At 43.2% G+C, this 21,922-nt stretch carries 15 protein-coding genes; 4 read left to right on the top strand and 11 right to left on the bottom strand.

What is annotated here, in order from left to right:
- Positions 1-349: 349 nt before the first annotated feature.
- The 9 genes from ACYQ0Y_RS09790 to ACYQ0Y_RS09750 all read right to left on the bottom strand — a co-directional run bounded on the left by ACYQ0Y_RS09790 (position 350) and on the right by ACYQ0Y_RS09750 (position 12,064).
- The gene (locus ACYQ0Y_RS09790) at positions 350-2,428 is read right to left on the bottom strand and encodes an LTA synthase family protein (RefSeq protein ID WP_407884032.1); all 2,079 of its coding nucleotides are present in this window, start codon (positions 2,426-2,428) and stop codon (positions 350-352) included.
- Between the two features lie 149 nt (positions 2,429-2,577).
- The gene (locus tag ACYQ0Y_RS09785) at positions 2,578-2,835 is read right to left on the bottom strand and encodes a DUF1797 family protein (RefSeq protein WP_407884034.1); all 258 of its coding nucleotides are present in this window, start codon (positions 2,833-2,835) and stop codon (positions 2,578-2,580) included.
- A gap of 19 nt (positions 2,836-2,854) precedes the next feature.
- Complete coding sequence (locus ACYQ0Y_RS09780; protein WP_407884036.1) at positions 2,855-3,880, bottom strand: lysylphosphatidylglycerol synthase transmembrane domain-containing protein; 1,026 nt, start codon at positions 3,878-3,880, stop codon at positions 2,855-2,857.
- A gap of 62 nt (positions 3,881-3,942) precedes the next feature.
- The gene (locus ACYQ0Y_RS09775) at positions 3,943-4,968 is read right to left on the bottom strand and encodes a glycosyltransferase family 4 protein (protein WP_407884038.1); all 1,026 of its coding nucleotides are present in this window, start codon (positions 4,966-4,968) and stop codon (positions 3,943-3,945) included.
- Positions 4,969-5,074: 106 nt separating this feature from the next.
- Positions 5,075-6,256 (bottom strand): glycosyltransferase family 4 protein, encoded by a 1,182-nt coding sequence (locus ACYQ0Y_RS09770; protein WP_407884040.1) that lies wholly within the window; start codon positions 6,254-6,256, stop codon positions 5,075-5,077.
- Between the two features lie 360 nt (positions 6,257-6,616).
- A complete protein-coding gene (gene ptsP, locus ACYQ0Y_RS09765) occupies positions 6,617-8,344 on the bottom strand; it encodes a phosphoenolpyruvate--protein phosphotransferase (protein ID WP_407884042.1) in 1,728 nt (575 codons plus the stop codon).
- Positions 8,344-8,610, bottom strand: coding sequence for a phosphocarrier protein HPr (locus ACYQ0Y_RS09760; RefSeq protein WP_017261119.1), 267 nt, complete (start codon positions 8,608-8,610; stop codon positions 8,344-8,346). Before ACYQ0Y_RS09760 ends, ptsP begins: the two co-directional genes overlap by 1 nt.
- Before the next feature lie 345 nt (positions 8,611-8,955).
- Entirely contained in the window at positions 8,956-9,138 is a 183-nt protein-coding gene (locus ACYQ0Y_RS09755; protein WP_407884044.1) for a hypothetical protein, read from the bottom strand.
- Positions 9,131-12,064, bottom strand: coding sequence for a YfhO family protein (locus ACYQ0Y_RS09750; RefSeq protein ID WP_407884046.1), 2,934 nt, complete (start codon positions 12,062-12,064; stop codon positions 9,131-9,133). The genes ACYQ0Y_RS09755 and ACYQ0Y_RS09750 overlap by 8 nt, the downstream gene beginning before the upstream one ends.
- Positions 12,065-12,348: 284 nt before the next feature.
- On the opposite strand from ACYQ0Y_RS09750, the gene ACYQ0Y_RS09745 reads away from it, so the two are divergent.
- The 3 genes from ACYQ0Y_RS09745 to ACYQ0Y_RS09735 all read left to right on the top strand — a co-directional run bounded on the left by ACYQ0Y_RS09745 (position 12,349) and on the right by ACYQ0Y_RS09735 (position 18,989).
- The gene (locus ACYQ0Y_RS09745) at positions 12,349-15,378 is read left to right on the top strand and encodes an LTA synthase family protein (protein WP_407884048.1); all 3,030 of its coding nucleotides are present in this window, start codon (positions 12,349-12,351) and stop codon (positions 15,376-15,378) included.
- A 254-nt stretch (positions 15,379-15,632) separates the two neighbouring features.
- Positions 15,633-17,900 (top strand): ATP-dependent Clp protease ATP-binding subunit, encoded by a 2,268-nt coding sequence (locus tag ACYQ0Y_RS09740; protein ID WP_407884050.1) that lies wholly within the window; start codon positions 15,633-15,635, stop codon positions 17,898-17,900.
- Between the two features lie 360 nt (positions 17,901-18,260).
- Complete coding sequence (locus ACYQ0Y_RS09735; RefSeq protein ID WP_407884052.1) at positions 18,261-18,989, top strand: MucBP domain-containing protein; 729 nt, start codon at positions 18,261-18,263, stop codon at positions 18,987-18,989.
- 90 nt (positions 18,990-19,079) lie between these two features.
- On the opposite strand, the gene ACYQ0Y_RS09730 is transcribed toward ACYQ0Y_RS09735, so the two are convergent.
- Together ACYQ0Y_RS09730 and ACYQ0Y_RS09725 are read right to left on the bottom strand one after the other, a co-directional pair.
- Positions 19,080-20,333 carry a peptidoglycan bridge formation glycyltransferase FemA/FemB family protein gene (locus tag ACYQ0Y_RS09730; RefSeq protein WP_407884054.1) on the bottom strand — a complete coding sequence of 418 codons (1,254 nt, stop codon included), beginning with the start codon at positions 20,331-20,333 and terminating at the stop codon, positions 19,080-19,082.
- Positions 20,334-20,570: 237 nt separating this feature from the next.
- The gene (locus tag ACYQ0Y_RS09725) at positions 20,571-21,167 is read right to left on the bottom strand and encodes a GNAT family N-acetyltransferase (protein ID WP_407884348.1); all 597 of its coding nucleotides are present in this window, start codon (positions 21,165-21,167) and stop codon (positions 20,571-20,573) included.
- Between the two features lie 168 nt (positions 21,168-21,335).
- Here ACYQ0Y_RS09725 and ACYQ0Y_RS09720 point away from each other — a divergent pair, with 168 nt between their 5' ends.
- A complete protein-coding gene (locus tag ACYQ0Y_RS09720) occupies positions 21,336-21,899 on the top strand; it encodes a LemA family protein (protein WP_407884056.1) in 564 nt (187 codons plus the stop codon).
- Positions 21,900-21,922: the final 23 nt, after the last annotated feature.

Below are 21,922 nucleotides of genomic sequence, written 5' to 3'. Positions count from 1 at the left end.
CAAGACAACTTTCATAATATATCACTTGGCGATTATCTCGTCAAGCTTTTTTATTATCAAGAATCGTGTGAACCGCTGTCGCAGTAGCTCAAGCACTCCCTGACAACATATGTTATCTTAGCAAAACGCCCCACCCCGGTCAAGCACAATTCGCAAAATCATTTCACAGCTTGCGACAGTTAAATTGACGATTCCGGAAAAAAATACCACTCATTTAAAAATCGTTCGTTATTTTCAATACGGTTCCGATATTCTATGGGTATCTCCCTGACAAATCGTGTATCGTGCAACGCTAGTTAACTAAAACTCCGAACAAAAAAAGATCCTGCGTCTGCAGAATCTTTTTCATTCACTTCGATTTTGTTAACTCCGGAGCATCCGTTTGGTAGTCACTTAGTGTGGACTTGCCCCCATTTTTCGCCTGAACACTGGTTGGATCTTCCTTTTGCTCTTGTTTCAGCCGCTTCTTGGTGGCGCTCACTGAATAATCATAATCGGACTTATCTACTTTCTTAAAACCTACAGGTGTATAGAACCGCAACAAATCTCTGGTTACCACTTTATCCGATAAACCTAGAACCGTATTGACATGATTTTGATCGGCAGCCACCTGCTCCTTTTGGGTCGCAGTCAACTTCATCAGCTTACCGGTTGCTGTGTCATAAACTTGACTGCCTACTTTGGTGTACTGTGGCGTCACAAAATTGCCATCCCTAAAAGGCACAATTTGATTTCGCTGAGTAGATAGTAGATCCTGCCCTAACATAATATAATTACCGGTTGTCTTAATCCCTAACAGGTCCATCATCGTTGGTAACGCATCAATTTCGCCACCATACGTATGATTAACACCACCTTGAACTCCTGGAGCGTGGATCATGAAGGGAACTTTTTGGAACATCGCCAAATCATAGTTATTAACCGACTTTTTACCCAACAACTTAGCAATCGCCGGACGATGATTATTCGAAATACCGTAATGATCACCATAGACGACAATCATTGAATTATCGTATAACCCAGCCTTCTTAAGGTAATTGATAAATTCGCCAAAAGCTTGATCCAGATAATGAGCTGTCACAACATAACCATCCACAGTGTTATCACCGGTATCTGTCTTCGGAAAATCAGCATCTTTCTTACCCAATAGGTATGGATAGTGATTTGTAACAGTAATTACCTTTGCATAAAACGGTTGCGGTAGTTGCTGAATATAATTAACCGAGTCACGTAGGAAAATTTTATCTTTCAAACCGTAACCAACATTATTGCTTGGCTTGTTGGCGTTGGGGAAGAAGGATTTGCTGAAGAAGTCTTGATAGCCCCATGACTTATAGGTATTGCCACGGTTCCAGAAACTAGGAACATCTCCATGCATCGCCGCTGTCGTGTAGCCATGTTGTGCTAAAATTGCCGGCGCTGCTTGGAAGGTGTTTGACGTGCCATAGTTGATCATTGCTGAACCAGTTGGCAGCCCATACAGAGAGTTCTCCATCATCATTTCTGCATCGGACGTTTTTCCCTGTGCAACTTGATGGAAGAAATTGTCAAAAGACAGCGTATTTTGATCATGGTAAAACGCATTGATATTAGGCGTTACTTCCTGACCTTTCCACTTGTAGTCAATAAGGAATTGTTGGAAGCTCTCTAAATGGAAGACAAACACATTTTTACCCTGCTCCTTACCGAAGTATTGGAAATTTTCTCCGGCAGGATTTTCTTTAAGATACTGCTGGACAGCTTTTAAATCGGATTTAGATGCTCGTTCACGACTAGTGGCTTGTTGTTGTGTCTGATAAGCATTAAACGCTGCATACTCATTCAAACCCAAATACTTAACAATGTAGTTATTATCAAATGTTCGCGTCAACAAGCCTGACCGATCTCTAACCGATAGACCATAATCGACCATCATGAATGCTAAAGAAAAAACTGTCATAGTCACGGCAAAACGTTTCTTCAGCGGTCGTCGATCAACCTTAATCAATTTGGTCAATAGCAGAATGATCAAAATCACGATGTGCAAATAAACCAATAGATCGGTGGCGTGTAAAATACCCGCCAGTGATTTGCTCAAGTTATTGTCAACGGATCCTGAACCCTTCACAATGCTAATCGACAAGAAATCGGAGAATTCACGATAATATAGAATGTTGGCAAACAGCCAAGTCGTTTGGATTAAGTCAACGATAACCATCAGCCAATAGGCAAGCCGACCCCGGAAATACAGGGCAATGCCGAATAGCAACAAGGCTGTAGGCAATGGATTAATAAACATGATGAACTGCTGAATAGGTGTCTCAGCCCCAAGCGTAAATTTTGTGCGATACGCTAAGTAAGTTGTCAGCCAATATGTAACGGTAATCAAAATAAAAAAGCCTAAAGTTGTATTTAATTTGGCATACAACCGATTGAAGAATTTCACCATCTGTTTATCCTCCACGGCTTAGGTGTCAAAGTTGACGTCTAAGGCCGTTATATTTATTCATATAAACTCAATAAGTCAATATTATAAACAAGCCCCGCCCAATTTCAAATATTGGCGGGGTTCTTCATAAATTCTTATCTGTACAAAAATCAGAAAACGGCTTTAAATTCAGTTAATGCGTCATAAATGGCCACCGCCACCATATCCAAATTATCATAGGTAAATGGCGGCTTGGTTCGCGCATCCTGCAACATCCAAATACCAGTGTCGCGATTGTAGGTCACTTTACACACAACCACACCAAATTGTTCAAAATAGCGAGTCTGCATTGCTTGACGACGATCAAATTGCATCGCGCGAAGCCGGGTAATGATGTCTTCCAACACGCTGTTAGTTTCTTCACTCATTGTTTGTCCTCAACTCGACTTAGTCCTTTATATCTTCAGTTACTTTATCTGGCTTGATTGCCATAGCCCACATACCGGTAAACATCCCTAAGTAGTAAGTAATGACCCGCCAAAGGATCATCGCAAGCACTAATTTGGAACGGCTGGTAATGTAGCTGGCAAATAAAGCTTCAAAGCTAAACTCTGCACCACCAGCACCACCTGGGATGGGGAATAACGAAATTACCATCACAATCAACACATGCAGGGCGGTAACCATCAAAATATTGACATGCGAATACCCCAACGACAGCATGATGAAGTATGGAATCAAATAATATACGCTCAACTGAGCCAACGTCAACAATGCCACATGCACCATCAATCGCCATTGTGACTTAATTCGCACACTTTCATGATAAAATGAATCAATTTTTTGATCTAACGTCACTTGCCACGTCGCAAACCGGGTTGGTTTCACAAACCAACGTAAGGGGCGCATCAATAGATTCACCATCCGTTTAGTGAATGAGTGCCAAAACATAATCATTAGCAGTCCTAAAATAACTACTAAATGAATCATAAAACCAAACACAACGAACAAGGCTAAGTAATGAAGCTTTTCAGCTAAATATTGAAAACCAATAGCTAGCGCAATTAGAAAGTTAATAACGATCATCGCTTGATAAACGACAAATTTCATCAGTAGCACCGAACTCGCTCGACCACCATCAACCCCGGTTTGAATCATCGCAATCAGTTGCGCCGGCTGTCCTCCACTTGAGAAAGGCGTAATGCCATTAAAGAGCTGTTCGATAAGAGGAATCCGCAACGCATCCTTGAAGCTAAACCCTTTGATACGATCTTTGACAAATACTTGTACAATTCGCGACTCAATCAGTAGATAGCCGATCATACACACAACAGCTAAGATCAGCCACCAACCATTAATATGCACTAAGTCATGCATTAACTGCGCGAGGGCAACATTGCGCAAGGAATAAGCAAAAATGCCCAGACCAATGATCACCATGATCACCAGTACGATTTGATTTCGGCGGGACATAATTTATCCTTTCTAAATAAGCGACATTATCGTCCCAACCGGTCATTAAAACCTGACATTGATCAACCGTGTTGACCGGCTTGGGCAAGATAAAATTGACGCCAAATATGAGCCAAATGTTCTGGCGAGTACTGACTAGCCGCTAATAAGCCTTGACTATGCAAATAATGCAAACCAGCTTGATTGGTCCGCAGACCATTAATCTTATGCTGCATTTCTGCTTCGTTTGCCGCACTTTCGTAATAACCGTCGATAATGGCTCGATATAAGTCAAGGTCCCTCAGTAATACTGGTGTTCCACAGCTAAAGGCCTCTAGAACCGACATCGGGAACAGTTCATTGTACGAGGGTAGCAAGAACAAATCAGCCATATTGTAGTAGTCAATCAATTTGTCACGAGAAACAATCCCCGGAAAGCTCAGATTAGCCGGTGGTTGGTCCACATCTTGCTTCAATTCGGCATAGCCGTCGGTAATCCGACCGAATGAAAAGCCTCCCGCCCAGATAAACTGCAAATCTGGGTTGTCTTTAGCCAATTTGATGAAATCTCGAACCCCTTTGCGTTCTTGAATCTGTCCAATCCCAAGAATCGTAAATTTTTTTGAATCTACGTGATATTGCGCGCGGGTAGCCGCTTTTTCACTAGCTGTATATTCATGAAACTCAACCGGAGAAACAAAGTTTGGAATATAGGTAATTTTACCTCGGGGAATACCATATGCTTCTAACTTAGGAATAAACATTGGATTCACGACAACAAGATGATCCATTCGTTTATAAAAACGAATCAAATAATGATAAAAAATTAATTTAGCAATTGGCGGTAATTTCAAACTACCCTCTAGAGTTTCTGGTAAAAAGTGAACGTAACCAATCTTGACGCCTCGACCTGGCAAAAACGTGGATAGGTAGTAAGAAAAATTGACTGTATGATAATGCGATATATCGGCGCGTGACCACTGATTGAGGCGCACATTGAAATCATCACTCAAATGATCCTTTAACAATTGAGTGAGTTCTAGATAAGCACTGCCAACTCCTTGACCAGGAACCGAGGTGGCTGCAGAAAACATATTAATTCGAAGCATTGCACTCTCTCTTTCATTCAAGTAACAAGGTGTTGATATAAGAACGAAAAAACACGCCCCACCAATGACTGACTGGTCGTCAGCCCGGTACGCGTGTTTGAAACGATTAATCGCTCAATTTGGCTGATTTCTCGCTGTCCTCTTGATAAATTAACTGAGCATCTGCATAAAATTGGAGAATCCGTTTACCAAATGCATCGGCTGAAATCTCATAGAGCAGACGTTGTCGCACGGTCTGGTCACGCAGATCGATTGCCCCAGATAGATAGGCATCTACATCAGCTACCAATTCACTTTGCTGTTTAAATACTTTTCCAACTGTGGGCGAAGTTAACAATTCATCTGTGTACGGACTACTCATTACTACAATTGGCAATCCTGCTGCGATAGCCTCAATATAGGTGAGTCCTTGTGATTCAGAATCACTAGCGGATACAAACACATCAGCCATATGATAATACTCAGAGACCCGGTCATTACTAATTTCACCGGTGAAGGTAATGTGGTCATTTAGACCCATTTGGGCGACTTGAGTTTGTAAATCTTCACGCGCGGGGCCATCGCCGACAATCACAAGCTGGGCGGTCGGTTGTTGTGCCAAAACATCTGGCATCGCCATAATAATTTCGTGAATGTTCTTTTCAAAGGCAAGCCGCGATAGCGACAATAACACTGGTGTGTCTACCGCGAAATGTAACTCCTGTCGCAATTTAGAATCAACCGGTGTTTGCTCATACTGACTCAAGTTCACACCTGTCGGAATCACACGAATGGGGATTTTAACGCCATAACTTCGCAGCGTTGTTAGCACACGATCTGACGGTGCCACGACCCCTTCAACGCCGTGTAAGTATGCTCGCGACATTGATTTCACTTGCCGAGGGTGTAACAGCTTTCCGTTGGCAACGTAATGTAAATAATCCTCATACATCGTATGATACGTATGCAATACAGGAATTTTTAGTGTGTGAGCAATAAACTTCCCCATCAAGCCCATCGAGAACTCGGTTTGTGTATGGATCAAGTCAAGGTTTAAATCTCGCGCGATTTGTAAGGCCCGAAAGACACCGGCCACAGCAATGCGTCGATCGGTAAACGAAACAAATGGTACTGATGGAAAACGAAAAATATTCCGTTCGTAAACGTCTTTATCAACTTTAGGATCCGTTGACGTGAAGATATAAACTGAATGGCCATTTTGTTCCAATTGATCACGCAATGTTTTAATCGAAGTGGCCACACCACTTACCTGCGGAAAATATGTATCGGTAAAAATCCCAATATTCACGCTGGCGTCCCCCTTCTCGTCTAAATACACAAATTTACTGCGAAGTTCTTCAAAATTAACAAGCACCATTATACGGATTGACCGCTAAGATAGCAAATAAGTCAGTGAAACCATTAGATTCATTTTAACCCATTCACAATAAGGACGCCAATCAATGCCAACGCAATGAGAGAAATTTAAACTTTTACGCATGTCATTTCAGACCAATCAATACAATCCTAGCGGCCGATCTATCCATTATTTTCGGCTTTACTCAATAAGGCCAAAAAGACCGCTGTCATCAGCACAAGCTGATGTGACAGTGGTCTTTTTGGTTAAACAACAAAGCTAATTGCTTTGCCCAAATTTTTAAGCGCTAACTTAGTTCAAGCGTGACATGTAATCTTTCACTAAATCGGCAACTTCCTCATTTGTCTCAGCATCAAGGGCCTTTTCTACTAACTGAGCAGTTGAATCCGTATCAAGACGTTTCATTAGAGAACGCGTCTGTAACATGGAACTTGCACTCATGGAGAATTCATCTAAGCCCATCCCCATTAGCAATGGAACTGCGACTTGATCGCCAGCCATTTCACCACACATACCAGCCCATTTGCCTTCAGCATGTGCCGTGTCAATAACTCGCTTAATTAGCCGTAACAAGGACGGATTGTAAGGTTGATAAAGATAAGAAACGCGCTCATTACCCCGATCGGCTGCAAATGAATACTGAATCAAGTCGTTGGTGCCGATACTGAAGAAGTCAGCATATTTGGCTAACTTATCAGCGATCAAAACTGCAGCAGGAACTTCCATCATCATTCCGACATCAATATGATCCGCCACTTTAACGCCATCATTGATTAACTTTTGACGTTCTTCATCATAAATGGCCCGGGCACGCTTGAATTCGTCAACCGTACCGATCATTGGAAACATGATGGCGATATTGCCAAAAGCAGAAGCGCGAATTAAAGCTCGTAATTGTGGTCGGAATAAGTCCGGTTGCGCCAAGCTGATACGGATTGCCCGATAACCCAAGAACGGATTCATTTCCTCAGGTAATGGCAAGTAATCAAGATGCTTATCACCACCAATGTCCATCGTTCGCACAACAACTTGTTTGCCATGCATATCTTCGGCTGCTTTTTTATAGGCTTGAAATTGAGTTTCTTCGTCTGGCAGTTCAGAACTGTCCATATACAAGAACTCTGAACGGAACAAACCAACTGCTTCTCCGCCGTCGTCGTTAACAGCGGCAACATCATCGGGGGTACCGATATTCGCTGCAATCGTAAAGGTCTTGCCATCTTTAGAAACAGACGGTTCGTCCTTTAACTTATCCCACTCTGCTTTTTGCTTGGTGAAGTCATCGCCTTTTTTTGTGTAAGCGTCAACATCAGAAGCAGTTGGTGAAACGATGCCAACACCATCTAAGCCGTCAACGATAACTTGGTCACCTTGCTTGATCATGGTTGTCGCCGTTTCTGTCCCAACAACCGCCGGAATTTCCAACGTACGGCTCATGATCGCCGAGTGTGACGTCCGTCCACCCAGGTCAGTGATAAACCCTTTGACATACTTGCGATTCAGCTGAGCCGTGTCACTTGGTGTCAAATCATGAGCGACGATGATGACCTCTGAATCAATCAAAGCAGGATTCGGTAAGTTTTTGCCCAGCAAATGACTCATAACCCGCTTGGTCACATCCCGAACGTCAGCCGCTCGTTCTTGCATATAGGTATTATCGGTCATGCCTTCAAAAATTGTGATGAAGCTATCAGTAACCTCTTTCAAGGCCTCTTCCGCGTTCACTTTGTCACTATCAATCTTACCTTCAATTTGGCCGATCATTTCTGGATCTTCCAGAATCGTAATATGAGCCTCAAAGACTTCCGCCTCATCAGCACCAAGGTTCTTTTCAGCCACTGTTTTGATTTGCTGAAGTTCAGCAATTGCTGCGTCTAAGGCTTCATGCAACCGCTTCTTTTCGGCATCAGCGTCAGTAATGTTACGCTTTTCAAAAGTGAGGTCTGGATCAACCAACATATAAGCCGCCGCAATAGCAACCCCATTGCTGGCGGCGATCCCGCTAAGTTTCTGAGTCATTAGTCAGATAAGCCTTCTTTTGTCATAGTGTCCGTGATTGCACTAATGGCATCTTTTTCGTCAGCGCCATCAGCAGAAATTGTTACGTCGGCATCTTTACCAACACCTAAGGACATCACACCCATGATGGATTTTAAGTTAACGGACTTGCCATCGTAGGCCAAGTTGATCTCTGAAGAGAACTTCGATGCCGTTTGAACTAGTAAAGTTGCTGGACGTGCGTGTAAACCTGTGTCAGCAATAATGTGAAAGTCTTTAGATTCCATAATCTTATCTCCTTGTGAAACTCAAATTTGTAAGGGATTACTTTGCCGTGAAAACAGCGATTGGTCAATCACCTTCTGTATCATAGTAGCATATGTTTTTTGCAAATGACAACATTCCCAAACCAATTCGGCCTAGTAAAGTAAGCGTTCTCAAATTGGTCTGGTCCAATCAGTCGACGGACTGCTACGGCCACGTTGTTTTACCTGAATTTTGGCCTAATTTATTTAGGCCAAGCCGCGATAAAATTATTGTCCGAATTAAAGCAAATTGTAGTCGAAGAGCTAGCTGCTTATCCATATTGTTCAAAATAACCTAGTCGCCTTGCCATACAGCAAGCCCCCCGATCAATCTGTGACGTAGCGGTACGTAATGGTACCACCACGGCTTGCCTGCCCAACAATTCGCTGACGAAATTCATAACTCATTAAAGCTTGCTGAAAATCCATGAACTGATCAGGGGTAACCGTCAGTTCTTGACGGTCACCACTACGTAATCCTTCTAATAAGGCTGAGTAATCTTCAGTCATCTTTATTCACCTTTCCATGCTTTATTCTTGTGTTAATGATCATGGCTTCAACTAAACCACCAAGACAAATCAACAAACCAATTAGTAAACTAATGTGCCATCCCATCTGTAATCCGGGTGTCCGATACGTAAGTGTAATCTGTTGGCGACCAGGGTGTAATAACTTAAGCGCAACAAAGGCCCGATCAGATTTAATGACTTTCACCGATTTACCATTGACGGTCGCTGACCACCCGGCACTATAAGGAATTGAAGAAGCTAAAATCCCCTTTTTTGTCGTGGTGACAACGCCAGTGACCTGGTTGTGACCTAACCGCAATTGTCGCAATCCATTTTGCTGTAACTTTCGTACCTGCCGATCATAGGTTTTATTCATCGGCAGACCGACCAATTGTAACTTAAAGGAATATTGGCCGACCTGACCTAGCTGCATGGTTAAGCCATTGGGTACCTTACTGGTCCAGCCTAAATTTAAAATACCATTAGTGGTTCGTTCATATTCACTCAAATTAGTTTCTGGCATCTGACTAATAGAATTAGTAATATCGCCATTTGCCAGCGTAATGCGCCAAGCCTGATTTGGTGATCCGTTGCTAACATCACGTTTGAAGGCATCCCAAGCGCCGTGAGTTGCCGTCTGATTACTAGTCGACGAAAGCTGGCCATTAATACCGGGCGAATTGGTTTGATCAATCTGAATTCGGTCGCCTAAGGATGGTTCGCCATAATGAACATCGGTAATCATCGCGCGCAATTCCATCCCAGCGTAATCAGCTGCATGTGGAATATAAATGGTATACGTCGCGGTTTTATCCGTATTTGCGAGCCCACTAGTGGTAACTAGTTGTTGGTTTTGATCGTAAATCTGGTAAGGAATATCGACAACTTGTTGAGTCAGTTGGGCATCGGCTAATTTAGTCGTCTTTAATCCGGCAACATCGCTAACTGCCGTGACGTTAGCCAAATTAGCTTCCTTTTCATTAGCGTCCAATTGTTGATAGGTCTTCGTATCAATAACCCGCGGCTGAAAGTACATTAAAGGAAAATTATCCTGCGTTTGATAAACAGACACGTTACCGTTCACACCATAAAAAGATTGATTCAGGCTTGGCGTCTCGCCATAAGCAGGCAGATAGTTGACCGGTAAATTCGTGTCATCTGGTAGTGGTGAATTTGCATATAGGGTGTGAACACCTAAGAAATTCAAAATCCGTGTGCGATCATCAAATTGTTGAACTGGTAAGTTTAACTGTCGTTGATTGTTCAATAGATCGCGACTAAACTGCGTGACCGCCCCATTTTGAATGGAGTAAAACGAGCTGGTATTGGCTTGATTATTCAAAAAATTATTAGCCGTCATCCCACCAGCAGTCGTCTTGAAATTGCTCACATTGCTGACCCGACTAAAAGTTGGTTGATTCTGTTGTTCCGCCGTAGAAAGCTTAGTTTCTAGTAACGTCGGTTGATTCGTGAGTGCTGCTGGTGCGCTCCCATATGGTGCCTTAACTAAAGCCGCTGCTTGCCCTTGTGGCAAAAATTGATGAATGTCATAGGCGGCGTTTTCAAAATTGAAGGCTACAAAAATATTTAGCATCACCAAACTACCAAGCACGCGGGGCCGCAAGAGCGCTGGTCGGATCGTCCCCATAACAAAAATGGCGGCATAAATGATCAAGAAAGCCATTTGCGGCAAAATTGTTGCAGCCTGGTCTTGCATAATCAGTGTCGCAACGACAATGCCACCCAAAACAAGCCCCGACCACTTAAAAATGGGTAACCAGTCCGTCATTGTCATCTGATCAACCGATTGTAAAAATTTGGCAGTCATCAGAGCGGCCGGTAAACTGACTAAAAAGAGCCACCGATTCGATGGTGAGGTTAACCCGTTTAAAATAGCGGCAAACCCTGGCCACAGGCTCAACAGCCCGGTAAGGACAAAGACACGACTCACCAGTTTAAATTTGCGGTATCGAATCAATGTCCAAATAACAACCAATAAGAGTACATTAACTGACAAAGTGTTGAGCCAAAATGGATCAACATTAACATTGCCTAGTAAAGCGGTCGGCAAACTTAGATAATACTGTAGCGAATACCAGTGCATGCCACTGGCAAAAGGAACATCGAAACGTGGCGAGCTTTGCAGTGCCTTGATTTCCGGTAACGTGATCCAGGCCGTCATCGCTAATCCTGAAAGACCGCTAATCACTAGCCGACCAAAGTTAAGCCAACATACACGACTGAATGGCGAGGGCAATTCGACCCATCGTAAGCTCAAATAAACAATACCGCCCACGGCTAACATGAAAGCCAGATAAAAATTGGCCACTACGGCAAAGTAGACGACTAAGCCAAATCCCCAAGCAGTTCGCCCTTGTAGGACTGCTTCAATGCTCGTTATCAATAATGGCAATAAAATCAACGCATTGATAAAAAAGGGTTGAAACAAACTCGCATAAATGGCAAATCCACTGCTCAGATAAACCATGGCGCCAAGCCAAATTGTCCAACGTTTTAAATCAAAGTGGCTGGCAAAGTAAGTAAAGCTTAACCCGGCAAAAAAAACGCGAACCAAACCAATCGCTTGAAAGCCTAACAACAAGTGAGCTTTATTAAACAACAAAATTAAATAGGCAAATGGATCGCCAATTATATAGTAGGAAAAAGTCTGAAACACGTCAGCACCCAAGCCAATATGCCAGGACCACTGAGTTGGCCCAGCACTTAAATGCTGGCACCAGTTGAGCAATATTTCTCGATAGCTGATCATAATCGGCACATGTTGATGAAGGACGTCATGCGTCGAGATGAGTGAGTAGCCGAATGCTAAATTAACCCCATACGTTAAACAACAAAACAGGATAAAGCAGCCAACATAACCTAGATATAACTTAGCTCGCGATTTTTTTGCAAAGGTAAAAACCATGTTAGACGAACTCCTTTGATGGTCGATCATGACTTAAAATAATTCAACCCAAAGTAACCTCATTCACGATCGGCTTTAGGCACGAATTAAATTATTTCACAAACCTGTGACTAAGACAATCGTCGTTAGTTCTCAACTTGGCTTAAGTCATCTCAAGATGGCCTGCCGATTGCTTCATCCGGCTTCCCACTGTTTCGATAATTAAGTCAGTTTTGCTACGCCTAAAAATAGTCTATACTGGTTAACTATATAAGTGTCCTTTGTTCACAAGTAGGGGGTCTATTTTGCAAGATTATCAATTCAAACGCCGGACAAACACCGCGACAATAAATGGGCTTCAGCCGGGGTTGACAATATTGCTAGCGACAATTTTAATTTTAGCCAACTGGGTCATCTTCGGTAATAATGGGCGATTTCTTGGCCCAGAGGTTAATCAGCTCACCTTTCACTGGTTAGCTGCCATGGGTTTGCGATCCGTGACATTGATTGGTTTACCACTCTTATTCATCAGCACTGGCTATTTTTTTAGTCACAATCGACCACGGCTAACCATCATGCAAATCTGGTTATTAACTTTGCTAAACGGGGTCTTATTACTCTTTGCTTATTTTAGATCAACCAACTCAGGGTCAGCCAATCTAATTTATGACGTTTGTTTGCCCATTTTACGTCACCTGTATCCCGGACTACTTGGTGTGATGATCGTTCTTGCGTCACAGACGTGGCTAGTTCGCCTATTTAAAATAGCTAAACGAACCTCCTTAATTGCGGCTTTTTGGCTAATTCTCATCTTACCCAGTTTGTTCAATCAAGATTTGTTCAGCTTTAGCAATATAAATAGTTTTGCAGCAGGCTTACTGCTAACTACAGTCGGTCTCTTTTTGCGCGAAGCCAAGTTACCTTCTCTCAAACAAAGCGCCCTAGTGTTAGTCATTTCACTAATCGGTGAAATTGCCTTAAATGTTGCTATGGGTAGTATCTCTTTACTTGTTCATCAGGATTTTTCAACTGCTCAGCGTTTTTTAACGGCAACAAATCCCTTGATCATTCTAGCGACACTTGCGACATTTACATTAGCAATCCGGCTATCATTTCAGTTTGCAACTCGCTTTAGTCGCTCCACCACGGTATCTCCTTTGTTCAGTCTGGCATTGGGATTGTTCAGCTATGAATTGACCACGCGTCCGGTGGTGACTGAGCGTTTCGAACAATTAATCTTTCAACAGTTACCAGCCTTTTCACACCACGATCTCATCTGGTCCGGGCTTTTGATCATCCTACTATTGCTGGCCATTGCCGTAATCAGCTGGTTAGAAGTTGGCATTTTAATGCTCGTTCAGCGATCCCATCAATTTCGTCAATTAATGATGCTCAGATTAAATGAACTTTTGGAAAACACGAAGCATCCTTATCAATTCGCTAAACGTCATTGGCAGCCCATCGTTGTCTTTGTTTCACTATATTTCTGTAGTTATTTCAGCATCGTCATCATGAACCCTAACTGGACAGTGACCACTTGGATCGTTCCGGATCAGGCACCAGCCTGGCCAGCCATCTTTTTTCTGCGCCAATCCCTAATTTGGCTTAACTTACTTTTTATTTACACGATCTACTCGATCATTCGAGCCCTATTTAACCAATACTGGACTGCATTAGTACTGACGATTGGCGCAATGGGTCTCGTGATCACGGCGACACTAATTAAAATCCAACTGCGGGCTGAACCAATTTTACCCTCAGAAGTACTAATGGTCAGCGGATATAAAGATATTCTGACCATGGTCGATCAGAAAATTATAATTTTCGCCGCGATCGCTCTGGTCGCACTTATTGTCCTTATTTGGTGGTTAACCCGCCACGTGCAGACCCAATCACTGTCCACTTCATCGCGGATCAGTCGACTAATAGTGGGGGTAATGATCCTAATAAGTCCCATTCAGTTCAATCATGTCTCTAGCATTCCTGGTCAATTTGTCAAAACCATGGGCGATGATCCATCGTTCTATTCACAAACCATCAGGGCACAGATCAACGGCCCAGTTATCCAATTTTTAAATAATATCGACGTTAAAATTATGGCTAAACCGGCTGACTATTCTAAGCAAACCATGACGCGCCTCGTCCACCGCTATCAACACCAAGCCCGTCAGATAAATCGCACGCGAACGACCGATATCAGCAAACAAACCGTTATTTTCAATTTGAGCGAAAGTTTTTCCGACCCTCGTCGGGTACCGCAGCTCAAAGTCAATCATAACCCGCTTCCGTTCATTTCCTCGATTAAACATGACACGACCGCTGGCTTGATGATGAGCTCAGGATATGGTGGTGGAACCGCCAATATGGAATATCAAACGCTAACGGGCCTGTCCATTACCAATTTTTCGCCAACACTACCAACGCCGTACACGCAACTCGTACCAAACGCAGCCTACACCCCAGCGTTTAATAATCTCTTCCCTTATTCCATGGGCATCCACCCTTACACGGGTAATTTATATGATCGCATCACCGTTTATAAAAAGTTTGGGTTTAACCAATTTGACTATTTAGGCAGTTCCTCGCCCATCACTAATCAACACCACGTGGGCACGAATCCCTATCTGTCCGATCAAACCGCTTATCAAAATACCCTTCGCCAATTGAAACACCATGTCAACGGTCAGTTCATTAATCTGGTGACGATGCAAAATCACATGCCCTTTGATAACTATTACGCGCACAATCAATTCAAAGTGACTGGTCAAGCTTTCGCCAGTGAAACAAGCCAACGATCGATTGAAAACTATGCCAAGGGGATCTCAATTAGCGATCAACAAGTCAAAAAGTTCATTAAACAGCTTGATCAAATCGATCGACCAATCACTTTAGTTTGGTATGGTGACCATTTGCCTGGCATTTATGATGGCTTATCGATGCGAAAGGATGGTCAAGCGCTGCACGAAACCGACTACTTTGTGTACTCGAATCGCTATGCTCGCGCTCACGGGGCTAAACAAAAAGTCAATCAACCGATAGTCGCTCCCTACTCGTTTCCGGCCTTAGTTTTAAAACAACTAAATGCTAAAGTTTCGCCCTATTACGCGTTGCAAACAGACCTTTTAGAACAGTTGCCCGCCATGTCAACAAGCTCTAAGGAAGGTTCTGTCAACAATTTCAACGCCGCCACTGAGTATACAGATTCAACTGGTCACCCCATCCACGCTCACCAGCTTTCTTCTAAAAAGCTGCAGTTGCTTCACGACTATCAGTTAGTTCAATACGATATCACGGCTGGTCATCATTACGTTAAGTCACAACACTTCATGAAATAAATAGTCAGTTAATCCGTCATGCCCAAGCTTTTCTGAGGCATGACGTTTTTGCTAATCGACACCCATTCATGAATTAGCACTCGCACAAATAAAGTGCTAAAAAAAGAGGCAATTGACTTGCACACATAAAGTTAGCGTGTATAATACTAGCTAAAGGTCAATGTTGGTCAAACAAAATTTGATTAACACCTTTCCCATCACGCCTGGCAATTAGCAGGTCGTTTGATGAATACTGATGAAGGAGTGATCACGACATGCTTTGTCAAAACTGCCAGAAGAATGAGGCAACAATCCATTTAGGCGTCAATATGAATGGACAACAAATCCAAGTAAATTTGTGTCAAGATTGCTATCAACTTCTCCAACAAGCAGGCAATAATTTAATGAATGGTAATAGAAACGGAGGCTCAAACATGGCTCAAGATCCATTTGGCTTTGGTAACCTAGACGATCTCTTTGCGGCAATGCAAAATGGGAACGTTAATGCAAATAACTTTCAACAAGCCCAGCAAGGCCCAGCAACTCAGGCTGGCCGCGGTGGCAATAATAATGGCGGTAACAACCGCAACAGCAAGCACCCGCTCCTCGATCAATATGGTCTAAACCTAACTGATCAAGCCAAAGCAGGAAAAATCGATCCCGTCATCGGTCGTGATGCCGAAATCGATCGCGTTATTGAGATTTTAAACCGTCGGACTAAAAACAATCCCGTTCTAATTGGGGAAGCCGGTGTTGGTAAGACGGCCGTCGTTGAAGGTTTGGCGCAGGCCATCGTCAACGGTAAGGTGCCAGAAAAACTACTTAACAAGCAAATTATCCGACTAGATGTTGTTTCACTTGTTCAAGGAACTGGGATTCGTGGTCAATTTGAACAGCGGATGCAGCAACTGATGGACGAAGTCTCAAAGAACGATGATATTATCCTCTTTATCGACGAAATCCATGAAGTCGTCGGTGCCGGAAATGCTGAAGGCGGTATGGATGCTGGTAACGTCTTGAAGCCAGCCTTAGCACGTGGTGAATTCCAATTGGTTGGGGCGACCACCCAAAAAGAATACCGTGACATTGAAAAAGATGCCGCATTGGCCCGTCGATTCCAGCCAATCGAAGTTGAAGAACCATCTGTTGAAGACACGATTTCCATTCTAAAAGGGATTCAGAAGCGTTACGAAGACTATCACCACGTTCACTACTCTGACGCTGCCATTGAAGCCGCTGCACGTTTATCAGCTCGCTACATTCAGGATCGTTTCTTACCGGATAAGGCGATCGATTTGGTCGACGAAGCCGGCTCTAAGAAGAACCTGACGTTGCGTAATGTCGACCCAACTTCTTATGAAGACAAGATTCATACAGCAGAAGCTCACAAACAATCAGCATTGGACAAAGAAGATTACGAAAAAGCCGCTTATTACCGCGACCAAGTCAATCAGCTCGAACGAGCTAAAAAGGATGCTGAAGAGAATCCGCAATCCGATGATGCTGCAACTATCACTGAAAAAGACATTGAGCGCATCATTGAAGAGAAAACGGATATTCCCGTTAGTGACCTACAAACGCAAGAAAAGAGCCAGCTAAAGGATCTTGACAAACGTCTGGAAGCACATGTTATCGGTCAAAATCAGGCCGTTGATAAAGTTGCTCGGGCGATTCGCCGTAACCGAATTGGGTTGAACCAAACTGGTCGGCCAATCGGTTCATTCCTCTTCGTCGGCCCGACTGGGGTTGGTAAGACTGAAACGGCCAAGCAGCTTGCTAAAGAACTATTTGGTTCTAAGGATGCCATGATTCGCTTTGATATGAGTGAATACATGGAACAGTACAGCGTTTCTAAACTAATTGGTTCGGCTCCTGGTTATGTGGGTTACGAAGAAGCCGGTCAGTTGACCGAACAGGTTCGCCGGCACCCTTACTCACTAATTCTCTTGGACGAAATCGAAAAAGCTCACCCAGATGTTATGCACATGTTCTTACAGATTTTGGACGACGGCCGTCTGACTGATTCACAGGGTCGCACAGTTTCCTTCAAGGATACGATCATCATCATGACCTCAAATGCGGGTTCTGGTGACTCTGGTGAAAATAGTGTCGGGTTTGGGGCAGCGCAAGACACTCATGCTAGTCTCATGGCGAAGTTAGGTAATTACTTCAAGCCAGAATTCTTGAACCGCTTCGATGATATCGTTGAGTTTAACTCCTTGAGTAAGGATAACCTTGGCCAAATCGTTGAACTGATGTTGACTGACGTTAACGATCAATTGGATACTCGTAACTTACACATTCGGGTCACCAAGCCAGTTGAAGCTAAGCTAGTTGACCTCGGCTACAACCCAACTATGGGGGCTCGCCCATTACGTCGTGTCATTCAAGAGCAATTAGAAGACCGCATTGCCGACTTCTTCTTGGACAATCCTGATACGCACAACTTAGTGGCTGTCATGGATGATGACCAGATCAAAGTTGAAGCTGATGACCAGGCTCAGCCAGCTTCAGTTGCTCAAAACGCAGAACAAACCAAATAATTTGATGCACCACTTGAAGTCTCACCATTTTGATGGTGGGACTTTTTTTATTGGGTAAAACCGGCCTAATCTTTGATCCCTTACCGACAATGTTCAAGGCCGACCCTCCTACCGATTTCCTGTTTTTTAACCCCCTATGTGCTAGCTATTTGGCTTAATCAATGTAATGATCAAACTATATCCTGGTGTGTACCAAGTTCGCTACATAACAGCAAAAAATGTCCTGCAAAACATCAATCAAAAGTATTTTTAGCATGTTTGACTCTTTAGGATTTCACTAAGCGATTTAAATCCTCATGCCGTTTACCTGCCGTTTGCGCTATACTATAACTAATATCAAGTGCAATGGGGTCTGCAATTATGAATGACAATTTAGTCGAAGGTGTACCAGTCTGGGTTTATTACACCGATGTTGATTCAGGTAAAACCTTGCTTGAACCAAAAGTATTAAGGGGTAATGTTGGTGAACCCTTTAAAGTTGACGTGCCAGAAATTGATGATTTTCGGTTATTGCATCATACAGGTACGCTTGAAGGCTGGTTCTCTAATCAGCAACAAGAAGCCCGTCTATATTTCCGTGAAGCTAATTGGGCCGAAGTTGAACAGGTCAAAATGTATGCCACCATTCAAGAAGACATGCCAACTTACGATCGGCCTGATGGTGAATTACAGGCCTTAGAAATGCCGGTTGGTTCCGTATGGCGCGTATTTTCGCGAGTGGCAACAGATAATGGCGAATTTTGGTATAACATGGGCATTAACCAATGGGTCATGTACAAGCCCAACGCCTTTGCCCTTAATTCAAAACCGGTTAGACCAACATCACATCAAGATAATTTGCCGGAGCACCATTGGGATGTTAACCCCATCTCTGCGCGTGGCGAGATTGACTTTGTCGATGGTCAGGCCGTCTCTTACTACGCCGAACCATATGGGCGCCCGAGTGGCACCATTCCCAACCGCAGTGTCGTGGTCATCAATGGTGAAATCAGTGATCCATCTGGCGTAGTTTGGTTCCAACTACAAGGATTAGGGTTTATCAACTCGATGTATGTTAAATTAACTGGGCCAATGGATGTTCGGGCGTAAAAATATAGCAAATAGGGATCGTCAATCACACTTGTCTGTGTAACTGACGATCCCTATTTGTATGCGTTCACCAATTGGCGATGCCTTTTTCTACTGACGTCCCGTTAAATGTTTTAAAGTTTGGACCACTTGATAAGCAAATGGCCGCACTGGCCGTGTGAAAACACCTGCTGTCTCTAGTGTTTCACCATTAAAGGATTGCTTGAACTTTAGCACCCCATCGGAACCATCGAAGTTACCAGTAACTCCATAAAAGTTATACAGTGGGATTTGATCAGCAACTGCTTGATGGAGCATTTCATCTTGAATCAAATACGGCGCGTAATAGCGTTTAAATTCATCATTAGTAAAACTAAACATATAGGAGACTTCCTGCGGTTGTGTGAAGAACATGGCGCCGGCCAAGACAACCGTGTCACCGTATTTTTCTTGTTGCTGACTGGCATCTGCGATTCGCTTAACATGTTGCTTATCCTGATCATTTAATTCGTTTAACTGTTTCTTGAAATGTTTATTTGTCGGTGACTGCGTGAGCTTTTGCTGAATCGTTGCAATTTGCTGACTTAACTCCTCACGTTTGTGTGCTTCTTCTTGCAAATAATCGGCAAAGTTCAATTCAGCAAAAATGAACTGTACCTGATCTCCATAGGCTTTAAACGTCTTTTGATAATAATCCAAAGATTTATCTGTAAACCCACGACGTTCAGCAGTCGCGTCCGCGTATTGTTTGAACTCGGGCAATTCCTCATATGAAAGCCGCCGTAGCTTAACACCGAACTGGTGGGTCTTTTTGATGGCATATTGGGCGTCCTTCGTGTAGCTAGCAGGCAGTGTCGCCTCTGTCAGCTCAGATAGATCCTTAATGAACTCATAACCCAAACTAATCTTGGAATATTCCCCATCTACCACTGGCTTAGATGGTTGATACTGGAATCCGGCTGCCTGCAAATGACGGATACCAGCATCACTAAAATGCTTGGTCACTCTACCGTCATCATCAAAAGCCCGTGTATGCATATTGGGTAACCATCGCAGGACCAATCCTCGACGCGCTTTTGCATAAGCAATCGTTTCATCAGCCAAGAATTTAACTAAATCCGCATCTTGCCAATCCAGCAATGGCCCACCAGAAACTTCAAACAAAGTGCCGACATGTAATGGCCGACTATTAAGTAATTCAGTCGCAATTACCTCACCGTGGTCATCAACAACGCCCATTAGTTCTGATGCCCAGCCACGCTGTGAAAGAACTTGTTGTTGATATGTTGTTTGCATGTAGGAACCAGCCGGATGGTGCTGTTCGAAGGCAGCATATTGTGCTTCTGTCAGTTTCTGAAATTGCATGAAATATAGAACTCCCTTTTTTCTAAAATAACGAGTTTCACTGTGATCATTAAGTCGATGACCATAGCTCATAAAAGATTTCACCGATAGCGAGCATATCAATAGTGCAGTGGAACAACAACTATAAATCCAAATTCAAAAACAAATGTTAAGCATTGCGATCTTTCACTAGGTCAAAATAATTTAGGTCACAATAAAAAAGCAATCCAACTTATGTCGCTGGATTACTCAACTTATTTATGCTTCTAATACACCAGCTTCGACCACTTCACGTTGCATGTGGAAATACCAGTGATCCCCTATTTTTTTGATACCGACCGTTTTAAAATCGTGTCGGTCATAAAGCGCCTTAGCACCGGGGTTTTCGAAATCAACATTTAAACCGACGACTGATTTATCATCCTCGGCGGCAAAATCAGGAATTGCCTCCAATAATTTGCCACCGATCCCTAAACCTTGAAACTGTGGATCAACCACGATTGAATCCAGATACCATTCGTTTTTAAACGCCTCGTAATCAGATCCAAACGGACTGTCCGTTTCAAAGACATCGCTGAAACGGGTAGCTCGTTCCAGCACTCGATCAACAGCTGCTTCATTTTCATCAGGGTAGCCAAACGCCACCCCTACTACTTGACCATTGGCCTCGGCCACCACTGTCGTTGCTTTACCAGATAGATAGGCTTCGCTCTGGTAAGCGGCGGTGATGGCCTTTAGGACGGCAGGGTCAGGGACGTCTTCTAATTCTTCGAGTTCCATTTCCTTGAAAATGATATTGATGAGGGGGGCTATCTGGCCAGCATCATCTTTTTGTGCCTCACGTATGGTTATGATAAATATTCCTCCATTCTGTCTGCTTAATATCATACCTGAAAGCCGCCATAAAGGCAAAAATCACAATTATTCATTAAGGCAAACTGAGAAACTGCCGCATTGGTTATTTCTTTGGTAAAATAGGCTCAAACGTAAGTCAACTACGCCAGTAGAAGAATGGAGAATAATATGATTCCAACAATTATCATTGTGGTTATTTTAGTTTTGCTAGTTGCCATCTACATCGGCCAATATAACGGTCTGGTGCGATCAAGAACCTACACGCAGGAATCTTGGAGCCAGATTGACGTGCAACTCAAACGACGAAATGATTTGATCCCTAACTTAGTTGAAACCGTTAAGGGGTACAGCAAGTATGAACAAAGTACCTTGGAAAAGGTCATCGGTTTGCGCAATCAATTGGTTAACGTGCCCGCAGACGATCACCAACAGGCGATGAACCTATCTGATCAGCTAACTAATTCACTGAAGAGTATTTTTGCAGTTGCCGAAGCTTATCCTGACTTAAAAGCTAATACCCAATACAGTCAGCTGATGGAAGAACTTTCCAACACAGAAAATAAGATTGCTTACTCACGCCAGTTATACAACACCAGCGCTGCTAACCTGAACTTAAAGATTCAGTCTTTCCCAAGTAATATCGTCGCTAACATTCATCACTTTACCCCAGCTGACTACCTACAAGTTCCCGAAGAAGAAAAGTCAGCCCCAAAAGTGTCTTTCGATAAATAAGCAACATCCATTTTATTGCAAAG

It is taken from the genome of Furfurilactobacillus curtus, assembly GCF_054657915.1.
Note: the sequence above shows the minus strand (reverse complement) of the source record. Positions and strands in the feature narration are given on the sequence as shown.